This window comes from Stenotrophomonas sp. 2YAF22, from assembly GCF_052114665.1.
GTDB classification, from domain to species: Bacteria; Pseudomonadota; Gammaproteobacteria; order Xanthomonadales; family Xanthomonadaceae; genus Stenotrophomonas; species Stenotrophomonas indicatrix.
The window spans coordinates 1-4776 of record NZ_JBFRFE010000322.1 but is presented as its reverse complement, the minus strand read 5'-3'; the positions used below and the strand labels follow the sequence as shown (position 1 = coordinate 4776).

Genomic DNA, 4776 nt, shown 5'->3' with positions numbered 1-4776 from the left:
CGTCTGCAGCACCTCGGGGTCGGCAGCATCTTCGGGCACAGGGTGCAGCGTGGGGGCCGCGGCCACCCGGACCACGCGCCCCGCTGTCCATTTTCCGTGCTGGATGTCGCCTGCGGACGTACAGGGAAGCAGGGTAAACAGTGCCAGCAGCATGAACCTGCGGCCACGCTTGAACAGCGCGGTCACAGCGCCTCCAACTGCTGCCGTATCGCGAAGATCTCCGCGTCATTGCGCAACCCCAGCTTGCGCAGCGCGGCAATCTTCTGCGTGCTGACGGTCTTGATGCTGCGGTGGCGATGCAAGGCGATCTCCGAGACGGTCAGCCCATCCAGGACCAGCCGGATGACCTCGCGCTCGTTGCGGCTAAGTGCATCGCAGGGCGTCAGCAGCTTGCACGACGGCGGAATGCGGCAGAGCCCTTGGGACACGCGTACGACCGCGTCGGACAGTTCAATCAACGGCTCGGATTTGCCGACAAAACCGCTGATTCCGGCATCCAGCAGGTGGTTGATGATCGCCACCGAGGTCTGTCCGGCAAAACCCAGCAGCGTTACCCTCGGCAATGCCTGCCGCAGGTGCTCGACGAGCTCGGTGCCGCTGATATCACCGGGCGCCAGGGTGATGTCGATGATGGCCACATCGGCATGACGCTGCTGCAGCGCCTGCACGAACGCCTGGCTGTCACTGTGGCTGGCGACGATCTCGAAGCGGCTGTCGTTGCCCAGGTGGAAGGCCGTGCCGCGGCGGACGACGTCATGGTCATCAAGCAGGGCCAGGCGAAGCCGGCGCGGTGCAGGGAATCCGTTCATGCGCAGGAGTGTTGTCAGCGCCCAGTGGCGTGGCACTCATTCTGGCGCTGCTGTCGCGTCGAGCATCGAAAACGTTCAATTTTTGAGACTTTTCCTAAAGCGAAAACGAGAAAAGTTGGAGCGTTGTGTCGGGATCGGCACAGGGTGGGTGCAGCCAAGTGGCCTGTTGCGGCTGGCAATTTTTGAATCGCGAGTGCAAGGAACGCGCGGACTGCCTGTGCCGCGCAAGCCGAGTGCGCGCTCCGCTGGCGAGTGACGGGTTGGCGGGCGCCATTAACGTGACGCGTCACGGTGGTCGCGGATCTGGCGCTGAATTCTGCAGGGTTGAGGGCTTGGGCTTCCCTCAGAATTGAACGTCAGCGCGGCGGGACGCGCCTGCGGGTATGGCCGCCGGTGGCGCGACTGGCGCGGCAGGTGGGGCGGGAGCTTCGGTGTCGCCGTTGCCTTCGCGGAGATCGCCGGCGCTGCCCGATTTTCCGTGGGTGGCCATGGATATGCTGTTGATGGCGCAAAGATCATCGACGAAGATCTGGACTGATGAATAGCAAGGGCGGGCTGATTCATGAATGCGCAAGCAGAGTTTTTCGTCGTAGAAATCATGAAAGATGGGTCAGGTCGACCTGTCTATGTTGGATTTCCTGATCAAGGGCGTGGCGTTCGTGTGGGAGACAAATTCATCCTGAGATATGAAGTGCCACGCACGCTGGACGATGCACGCAATGGCCGCCCTAGAGCAGAGCCCGTAAATCAACGAAGTTTGTCGCTAACAGTTACGGCAATTGATTCGATGAGCAAGTTGATTCAAGAGCTACCCTTGGGGGTAACTGGAGCTCTATATCTTGAGGGGGACGGAATCGAGCATGTAGGCAGGAGGACGTTTCTGAAAACGTCAGACTCGATCTCATAGCGAAGGCCGGGGCACCCAACTGGCCGTTCAGCGCCTGCGGCGGCACTGCGGCGTGGCGGGACGTCAGATTTCGCGATTTGTCTCAGCTGCTGGGCCGTCAGCCCAAAGATGTCGAAGCGAAGCTCCAGGAGGGCGAGGTTTGCGGCGGTTGTGGTTCCTGGGATGGTCGAGGCAAGTGCTATGCCAGCCCGGCCAGGTTCGTTAGAACATAATATACATTATGCGAAATGCCATATTTGCCGTGGTTGGGTTCGTCGCCTCCGCTTGGCAATGGCTGCGGCTCTGGCTTGGCTCTTGCCTGCCTGATCGTTCACCCGACAAGGACGAGCTCGCAGCATGATCAAGATTGATCCGCACGACCGCATAGATCTAACCGGCCCTTGGGCCGGTTTCGGATTCCAAGGTGGGCACATGTTCACTCCTGAGGGTCAGTTCGACCCTTGCGACATGGCCTGGTGGTCCCTGACCTGCAACATTGCGTGCGAATGGCGGCTAGTGATGGCCGAGGCGGCTCCTAGCGCCTCAATTGCCCGGAGAGCTTCCACCGCAGCACAATCGGATGCGAGCAGCAAACAAGTGACCCAAAGTCGAATCTCCATACCCCTCCAGACCCGCTGGCTTTACTAAAATGTTAGGAACCAAGCTGTCGGTAGCAACTATGTAATTCATCCAACAGGCGTTCTCTGGTCTTTAGGATGTTTGCGCGCCAAGTTTCAATCTCTGGATCCGACATTGTTTCCGAGTCGATCATAGCAGACCGCCTGAACGCGATTACCATTTCGCCATAGCTCCTTAGCGCTTGCCGGGCATCTCGTTTGCCAAGCAGCAATAGCTTTGCCTCCGAGCTGGTTAGCTCGTGGAAAATATTGAACAACGCATCGTTACTCTCTCCAAGATTGGCAATTTTGCGCGAACTCAATGGCTTTGCTAATCGACGCATCCGATGCGCATCGGTAGCCAAAGCCCAGTGCCTTAGGGATGCCTGAGTGAATCTTTCAGTCTGCTCTGCGACATCTTTTAGCATCTGAAACTCGCGATCTATACGCGCGCGATCCAGATCGCGTCGGTGCTGTGAGCGCGAGAGCAAAAGCGCAGAGGCGCCTGCAATGAAGGCGCCCAAGCCGATCTTTACCGCTGAATCTACGACTTCCAGCAAATTCATATGTTGGCCCCTTAAAACACCGGATAGTGCCACGCGGCATGCCGCAAAATGCGGTCCAATTAACGTGATTCGTCACGGCCGATCAACAAACCCCCATTGGCGGCCCACGCGTCGCCCACTATAGTGCCAGCCCTCACAAGGGCGAGTGGGCATGACGCTGCTGCGCGAGCAGGCCCGCAGCCTGTTCGCCAGCATCATCGACGATGCCAAGCATTGGTCACGCCACGCCCGCATCCATAATGCCGCCTGGCTGGAGCGAACCAAGGTCGCGTTGAAAGGCTACTGACGCCTGACGGCCTCTGGCAATCCTGTCGCATCCGCCCCGCCCGCGATCCCGCCGGGCGGATGCCGACAGTCCGCAGGCAGGCACAGCCGACACCGCCGATAGCATTGCAGCGCAAGGCTCCAGCGTCGCTCCGTCGTATGCAACGATTCTGAAAATGTTGAAAGTGGTGTCGGCTTCAGCCCTACTGCATTGGCATCGCGCACAACCGGGCGTATTCCTTGCTGTGCCACCTTGAACAGGTGGCCGGGCTTCGAAACCCCGGTTCTACGCTGAAGTAAACGCTTGCCAGCCGGCATCACCCATCAGGTGGTGCCGGCTGGCAATCCGTCGGCCGGCTATGGCGGGCGGTGCGTGGAGGCCTTGCGCCTGCCGGTTCCAGCGTAGACCGGGTTTCGAACCACGCATCGTCCGCCACCTTTATCGGTGGCGGCTTCTGCCTGCACGCAAGGAGCCCTGCCATGACCACGCCCTACTCCCCTGCCCCACAGCCCATCCACGAGGCGCCCTCGGCCGGGCCTGCCGTGGATCCCAACACCCTCATCGCGCTGCTGCACAGCATCGGCTCGGGCGTTGCCGCCAACGGCCAGCCCTGGCCAGAGCGCCATCAGCTGCGTGGCCGACAGATGGCGCTGGCTGATGTCGACTGCTCGCTGACCGGCTTGCGTGTGGTGCTGGAAGTGCTGCTGGCTGCAGAACGCACCCGCCAGAACGGCGAGCCGGACCAGTACGTCGGCGACCGGGTGATGGAAGGGCTGATCATGGCCGGTATGGGGCTCGCAGCCCATGCAAGCGAACGGCTGCAGCCGGCAGACTGAAGGATTGCTCTGGTGAAGTGCACGCTGGTTGTGCGCACTCCGCTGGTGAAGGTGCACCAGGGGATGATGTGGGTGCTTTTTCTGGCACTGGTCGTTGCAGCACGGATTCATTGGCCAGAGCCTGAAGAGCCAGAGATCCTCGCGTACCGGGGCGTATCCGATGAGGCGTTCTGGACGCTGCGCCGTCACGCGCTCCGTTTCGCAGAGGCGCGGGCACGGGACGGTTTCGAGTTCACAGATGTGCCGAACGCAGCGTCTTCTTTCCAGGTCCAGTGCAGGGGTGTGCCCGTCCTCTACGTGGAGAGGCAGCAGTTCCTTCTGTTGATCAGGCTGCCACTTGGCGCGGGGCGACGGGCGCCTGCGATCTTCCACCTGCAGGCTACGCTGCAGTGGCCACTGCAGCCATTGAGCTATCTGGAGCAATTCCTCGCGGGCGTGCAGGAGCCAACAGTGCAGGATCGATTGCTGCTGATGGCCGCTGGCGGCGTGCCTGAGGATGAGCGGTGTGGCGTGCTGAAGTAGGAGTACAGCCCCGGCTACGCCCCCGTCTCACCCGCCCCGCCCTAGCCGGTGCGTAACGACGGGCGCGATCCTGCTACCTTTTGCGCGAGCCACCTGTTGCGGCGTTCCCTTCGCCACAATTGGGGCCGCACGCAACCCCTGCGCCAGGCCCGACATCAATGACCCAGGCTGCCTGCACAACCGCGCACATGTCATGCTCGATCGTCACTGCCGTGTTTCCCGCTTCAAAGCGCGCCCGCCGTGATCACCCACCTCCGGCCCAACATCCACCAGCC

The 4776-nt window shown here is 61.1% G+C and carries 6 protein-coding genes and 1 pseudogene; 3 read left to right on the top strand and 4 right to left on the bottom strand.

What is annotated here, in order from left to right; translation table 11 throughout:
- The 3 genes from AB4Y84_RS13430 to AB4Y84_RS13420 form a co-directional block, all read right to left on the bottom strand.
- Positions 1-186: hypothetical protein (locus AB4Y84_RS13430; protein ID WP_442250271.1), on the bottom strand; the 186-nt coding region annotated here is incomplete at its 3' end.
- A complete protein-coding gene (locus AB4Y84_RS13425) occupies positions 183-809 on the bottom strand; it encodes a response regulator transcription factor (RefSeq protein ID WP_033831073.1) in 627 nt (208 codons plus the stop codon). The genes AB4Y84_RS13425 and AB4Y84_RS13430, both read right to left, overlap by 4 nt.
- Positions 810-2347: 1538 nt before the next feature.
- Positions 2348-2878: a hypothetical protein gene (locus tag AB4Y84_RS13420; protein ID WP_442243526.1), complete on the bottom strand. Its 531-nt coding sequence runs from the start codon at positions 2876-2878 to the stop codon at positions 2348-2350.
- Between the two features lie 151 nt (positions 2879-3029).
- Here AB4Y84_RS13420 and AB4Y84_RS13415 point away from each other — a divergent pair, with 151 nt between their 5' ends.
- The 3 genes from AB4Y84_RS13415 to AB4Y84_RS13405 all read left to right on the top strand — a co-directional run bounded on the left by AB4Y84_RS13415 (position 3030) and on the right by AB4Y84_RS13405 (position 4501).
- On the top strand, positions 3030-3164 hold the full coding sequence (locus AB4Y84_RS13415; RefSeq protein WP_442243693.1) for a hypothetical protein: 135 nt from the start codon (positions 3030-3032) through the stop codon (positions 3162-3164).
- A gap of 458 nt (positions 3165-3622) precedes the next feature.
- Positions 3623-3979: a hypothetical protein gene (locus AB4Y84_RS13410; RefSeq protein WP_442243527.1), complete on the top strand. Its 357-nt coding sequence runs from the start codon at positions 3623-3625 to the stop codon at positions 3977-3979.
- Positions 3980-3991: 12 nt separating this feature from the next.
- Positions 3992-4501: a hypothetical protein gene (locus AB4Y84_RS13405; protein WP_442243528.1), complete on the top strand. Its 510-nt coding sequence runs from the start codon at positions 3992-3994 to the stop codon at positions 4499-4501.
- A 27-nt stretch (positions 4502-4528) separates the two neighbouring features.
- Here the strand turns inward: AB4Y84_RS13405 and AB4Y84_RS13400 are convergent.
- A pseudogene (locus AB4Y84_RS13400) lies at positions 4529-4727 on the bottom strand (hypothetical protein); the annotation flags it as partial.
- Positions 4728-4776: the final 49 nt, after the last annotated feature.